General features: G+C 71.3%; 5 protein-coding genes. 4 read left to right on the top strand and 1 reads right to left on the bottom strand.

Annotation, left to right across the window (positions count from 1 at the left end; translation table 11 throughout):
* Window positions 1-302: 302 nt before the first annotated feature.
* Complete coding sequence (locus VFM98_RS19570; protein ID WP_325111570.1) at window positions 303-1,448, bottom strand: substrate-binding domain-containing protein; 1,146 nt, start codon at window positions 1,446-1,448, stop codon at window positions 303-305.
* A 104-nt stretch (window positions 1,449-1,552) separates the two neighbouring features.
* On the opposite strand from VFM98_RS19570, the gene VFM98_RS19565 reads away from it, so the two are divergent.
* The 4 genes from VFM98_RS19565 to VFM98_RS19550 are packed head-to-tail and all read left to right on the top strand — an operon-like array spanning window position 1,553 to window position 4,947.
* Window positions 1,553-2,284, top strand: a complete 732-nt coding sequence (locus VFM98_RS19565; RefSeq protein WP_325111569.1) for an ABC transporter permease — start codon at window positions 1,553-1,555, stop codon at window positions 2,282-2,284.
* On the top strand, window positions 2,281-2,979 hold the full coding sequence (locus VFM98_RS19560; RefSeq protein WP_325111568.1) for a phosphate ABC transporter ATP-binding protein: 699 nt from the start codon (window positions 2,281-2,283) through the stop codon (window positions 2,977-2,979). The genes VFM98_RS19565 and VFM98_RS19560 overlap by 4 nt, the downstream gene beginning before the upstream one ends.
* Window positions 2,976-3,788 (top strand): extracellular solute-binding protein, encoded by an 813-nt coding sequence (locus tag VFM98_RS19555; RefSeq protein ID WP_325111567.1) that lies wholly within the window; start codon window positions 2,976-2,978, stop codon window positions 3,786-3,788. The genes VFM98_RS19560 and VFM98_RS19555 overlap by 4 nt, the downstream gene beginning before the upstream one ends.
* A 1-nt stretch (window position 3,789) precedes the next feature.
* Window positions 3,790-4,947: a putative sulfate/molybdate transporter gene (locus VFM98_RS19550; RefSeq protein ID WP_325111566.1), complete on the top strand. Its 1,158-nt coding sequence runs from the start codon at window positions 3,790-3,792 to the stop codon at window positions 4,945-4,947.
* The last annotated feature ends 156 nt before the right edge of the window (window positions 4,948-5,103 follow it).

The raw sequence follows: 5,103 nt of genomic DNA, 5'->3' as shown, positions 1-5,103 counted from the left end.
GGCCGGGACGACGGTTTCGTGGGGTTCAGGACCTGCGCGGTTTGAGCTGCATTTCCTCCGTCATTCCCGCGCAGGCGGGAATCCAGTGCTGCTTGATTCACGCATCGCGGGATGTGCGCGGGACACAGTCGATCGTGCCGTTCATGCCGCGCTGCGTTCGTTGCCCTCGGTCCGGCACAGGACGGATTTGTCCGCCTCACTCCATGTCCTCCGGCACGGCCTGAAGGCCGTGCCTCCCCCTCTACTTCCGGAGGCGGACAAACCCCCTCCGGGCCGGACCAGAGGCCACCCGTCAGCCGGAGCTATTCGGATCCGGAAGGTTCTCCGGGCACCGGCGCACCCGCGCGGGCCCGACGGTGTTTCTTGGGCGGCAGATCCCACCAGGGCAGCTGCGCCTTCAGGCTCAACACTTCGCCGCTGCGCCAGGGCGCGTACCCCGGCAGGTGCGCCAGCTCGCGCTGCCAGGCTTCGCCCTGCAACAGCCGCCGCAGCGCCGCGATGGGCGGCTCCTCCAGTGCTTCCTTCAGGCACACCAGGTAATAGCGCTCCTGCAGCAGCGGCACGAAGTCCAGTCCGCGGGCCCGCGCGGCCGCCTCGATGCCGAGGCCCGCGTCGGCGCTGCCCGAGGCCACCGCCTGTGCCACCGCGGTGTGCGAAGGCTCCTCACGCTCGAAGCCCGCGAGGTCGGAGCGCACCACCCGCTCGCGTGCGAGCAGTTCCTCGCACAACAGGCGCGTGCCGCTGCCGCGCGGCCGGTTGACGAAGCGCGCACGCCGGCCCACCACGTCGGCCAGGCACGCCAGCCGCAGCGGATTGCCGGCCGCCACCATCAGCCCCTGGCTGCGTTCGGCAAATCCGATCAGCTTGTGCCGCCCGGTCTGCAGCAGCGGTTGGTAGGTGTGCTGCGTCACGCTGCCCAGGCCCGGCTGCTGCGAAGTGTGGAAGCCGGCCAGCGTGCAGCGGCCCGTGTTCAGCGCCGTGATCGCGTCCACGCTGCCGCAGAAGCGCACGTCCAGGTGCAGCCGCGCCTGGCTCGCGGCGAAGCCGCGCAGCAGCGACAGGCCATCGTCGTGGCTGGCGTACAGCGTCAGCACCTGCGCCGCGTCGTCGAAGGCGACGGCGAAGGCGCGTTCCAGTTCGGCATGCAAGGCCTCGATCTGCGGCGCGAGCCGCGCCTGCGCCTGGCGTTCGGCCCACAGCAGCTTCTCGCCGAAGGGCGCGAGCCGCGCCCGCTGCCCCTTCTCCCACACGATCAGCGGATGCGCGAGCTGCGTTTCCCAGCGCCGCAGCTCGCCCCAGACGTGCCGGTACGACAGCCCCAGCACGCGGGCGGCGCCCGAGATGGAACCCTGTTCGCGCACGGCGTGCAGCAGGTCCATCAGCGGGTTGCGCACCCAGCCGTCCTGCCGCCGCGGGGCGAAGTCGTAGCGCAGTTCCACCTTGTCCATGGACGCAAGTATGGATGAGGGCGGCAAGAGGGCCTATGCACCCCGCTTCATAACTCGAAAGACCCGAGGGCGCCCGCTGCCGTAGCGCACTAGGATCCCGGCCCATGAATACATTCCAGGAGAGCCTCGCGCGGGCCCTCCAGCTCGTCGCGGAGGGCGACGCGGCGTTGTTCGAGATCGTCGCGCGGTCGCTGTCGGTGAGCGGCGTCGCCTGCATCCTGGCCTGCATCTTCGGCCTGATGCTGGGCGGCTGGCTCGCCGTGGCGCGCTTCCCTGCCCGCGCCGCGGTGGTGACCGTGCTGAATACCTTCCTCGCCATCCCCTCGGTGGTCGTGGGCCTGGTGGTGTACCTGCTGCTTTCGCGCAGCGGTCCGCTCGGCTTCCTGGGCTGGCTGTTCTCGTTCAAGGCGATGGTGGTGGCGCAGGTGCTGCTGGTGCTGCCCTTGTGCACGGCCCTCACGCGCCAGGTGGTCGAAGACGCCGAGCGCGCCAACGGCGAGCAGCTGCAGTCGCTCGGGGCCTGCGGGCCGCTGCGCAGCCTGCTGCTGGCGCTGGACGAGCGCTATGCGCTGATGACGGTGCTGCTCACCTGCTTCGGCCGCGCGGTCTCCGAGGTCGGCGCGGTGATGATCGTCGGCGGCAACATCGAAGGCTTCACCCGCGTGATGACCACCGCCATCGCGCTGGAGACCAGCAAGGGCGACCTGCCGCTCGCGATGGGCCTGGGCCTCATCCTGCTGACGGTGGTGCTGGGGCTCAATGCCGCCATCGCGCTCATCGCGCGCTGGCGCGGCGCGCACACCGAGGGACTGGCGCTGGCGGGAGGCAACGCGTGAGCGCCTGGGTCCAGCTCAAAGGTCTCGACTTCAGCTACGGGGCGGTGCGCGCCCTGCGCGGCATCGACCTGCGCATCGCACCGGGTGAACGCGTGGCGCTGATCGGGGCCAACGGCTGCGGCAAGAGCACGCTGCTGCGGGTGCTGGACGGCCTCCTGCGGCCGGCGGCCGGCTCGATCGTGCGCGACGTGCGCGTGCGGCAGGCGCTGGTGTTCCAGCGGCCGTTCGCGCTGCGGGCTTCGGTGCTGTTCAACGTGGCGCTGGCGCCGTGGCTGCGCGGGGTGCGCTGGCGCGAGGCGCGCGAGCGGGCCCGGCAGGCCCTCGGCCGCGTGGGGCTGGAGAACCTGGCGCTGCGCAACGCGCGCGCGCTCTCCGGCGGCCAGCTGCAGCGGGTGGCGTTCGCGCGCGCCTGGGCGCTGCAGCCCGACGTGCTGCTGCTGGACGAACCGACCGCCAGCCTCGATCCGCACGCCAAGCGCGAGGTCGAGGCGCTGATGGCCGACTTCGCCTCCGCCGGCATGACGCTCGTCTTCGCCAGCCACAACCTGGGGCAGGTCAAGCGCCTGGCCACCCGCGTGGTCTACATGGAGCAGGGCCGCGTGCTGGCGGACCTGCCGGTGCACACCTTCTTCAACGGCCCGCTGGGGGAGACCTCGCGCGAGGCCGAACTGTTCGTCAAAGGAGAACTGGGATGAAGACTACGCGTCGCCTTCTGTGTGCCTTCGCCGTCGCCATCGCCGTCGCCGGAGGCGCCTGGGCGCAGTCCACCATGGTCATGGCCTCGACCACCTCCACCGAGCAGTCGGGCCTGTTCAACCACCTGCTGCCCGAATTCGCCAAGGCCAGCGGCATCACCGTCAAGGTGGTGGCGGTGGGCACCGGGCAGGCCATCGACATGGCCAGGCGCGGCGACGCCGACGTGCTGTTCGTGCACGACCGCGCCGCCGAGGAGAAGTACGTGGCCGAGGGCTTCGCGCCGCGCCGCCACCCCGTGATGTACAACGATTTCGTGCTGGTGGGCCCGAAGAACGATCCGGCCCACGTGAAGGGCAAGGACATCGTGGAGGGGCTGAAGAAGATCGCCGCGGCCAACGCGCCCTTCGTCTCGCGCGGCGACAAGAGCGGCACCGACGCGGCGGAGAAGCGCTTCTGGAAGGCGGCGGGCCTGGACAACCGCGGCAGCGGCTACAAGGAATGCGGCTGCGGCATGGGCCCGGCGCTGAACATCGGCGCCTCCAGCAACGCCTACGTGCTGGCCGACCGCGGCACCTGGCTCAGCTTCAAGAACCGCGGCGACCTCGCGATCCTGGTGGAAGGCGACAAGCGCCTGTTCAACCAGTACGGCGTGATGCTCGTGAGCCCGCAGAAATTCCCGCACGTCAAGGCGGCCGAGGCGCAGAAGTTCATCGACTGGGTCACCTCGCCGGCGGGCCAGCAGACGATCGCCAGCTACAAGGTCAACGGCGAGCAGCTGTTCTTCCCGAACGCGGACACGGCGAACTGAGGTGCGCGCTGTCCCCTCGGAGGCGCCCGCGAGCGCCGCGGGCCGCAACCGCTACGACCGGATGGAGTGGGCCGGCGCCTTCGGCGACCTCGGCACGCTGCTGCCCTTCGTGGCCGCGTACATCGGCGTGGTGGGGCTGGATCCGCTGGGCGTGCTGTTCGCCTTCGGCGTGGCGATGATCGCCTGCGGCCTGCACTACCGCACGCCGGTGCCGGTGCAGCCGATGAAGGCGGCCGGCGCGGTGGCCTCGTTGGAAGCGGCACAGGGCGTGATCGGCCCTTCGGCGGTGTACGCCGCGGCGCTCGTCACGGGCGCCGTGTGGCTGCTGCTGGGCGCGAGCGGCTGGCTCGCGCGCGGGCTGCGGCGCGTGCCGCCCGTGGTGGTGACGGGCGTGGTTCTGGGGCTCGGCTTCGGCTTCATGCTGCAGGGTGTGCAACTGATGCAGCAGGGTTGGGTCGCGGCTGCGGCGGCCGGGGGCGTGTTGCTGCTCCTGCTGCGTAGCCGCCGCCTCCCCGCGATGTTCGCGCTGCTGTTGCTCGGCGCGGGGCTCGGAGGCTGGCAGCACCCGGAGCTGTTGCAGCGGCTGGCCGACACGCCGCTGGGCCTGCGCTGGCCCGCGTGGTCGCTCGGTGACCTGCGCTGGAACGACGTGCTCGCGGGCACGGTGCTGCTCGCGCTGCCGCAGATGCCGCTCACGCTGGGCAACGCGATCATGGCCTTGCGCGCGGAGCACGACCGGCTCTTCCCCGAGCGGCCGCTGCGCGAGAACGAAGCCGCGGTCAGCACGGGCCTGATGAATGTGCTCGCGGGCTGCGTCGGCGGCGTGCCGATGTGCCACGGCGCCGGTGGCATGGCGGGGCACGTCGCGTTCGGCGCGCGCACCGGCGGCGCCGTGGTGATCCTGGGTGGGGTGCTGCTCGCGCTCGCGCTCTTCGCCAGTGCCGCCGTGCAGGTCCTGTTCGCGCTGTTTTCCGCTCCGGTGCTGGGCGTGATGCTGTTCTTCTGCGGCCTGCAACTGGCAGCGGGCTTCGCTTGGCCGGCGGCGCGCGGCGAGCGGGTGGTGCTGATCGCCTGCGCGGCCCTTTGCACGTGGAACGTGGCCGCGGGGTTTCTGGTCGGCCTATTGCTGCACTTCCTGCAGCGTCGCCTCGATCCCTGACCCTCGTGCCGCCTGTGCCGCGCTGCGTTCGCTGCCCCCGGTCCGGCACAGGACGGATTTGTCCGCCTCCTCCATGTCCTCCGGCGCGGATGAGAACCGTTGCCCGTGATGGCGCCGCGCCCGCGCCTCCCCCTTTACTTCCGGAGGCGGACAAAC

Source organism: Ramlibacter sp., assembly GCF_035706265.1.
Lineage (GTDB): Bacteria > Pseudomonadota > Gammaproteobacteria > Burkholderiales > Burkholderiaceae_C > Ramlibacter.
Note: the sequence above shows the minus strand (reverse complement) of the source record. Positions and strands in the feature narration are given on the sequence as shown.

Excerpts from the sequence above, each read along its gene's own strand:
- VFM98_RS19555 (WP_325111567.1), top strand. The coding sequence starts at position 2,976 with ATGAAGACTACGCGTCGCCTTCTGTGTGCCTTCGCCGTCGCCATCGCC.
- VFM98_RS19565 (WP_325111569.1), top strand. The coding sequence starts at position 1,553 with ATGAATACATTCCAGGAGAGCCTCGCGCGGGCCCTCCAGCTCGTCGCG.
- VFM98_RS19570 (WP_325111570.1), bottom strand. The coding sequence starts at position 1,448 with ATGGACAAGGTGGAACTGCGCTACGACTTCGCCCCGCGGCGGCAGGAC.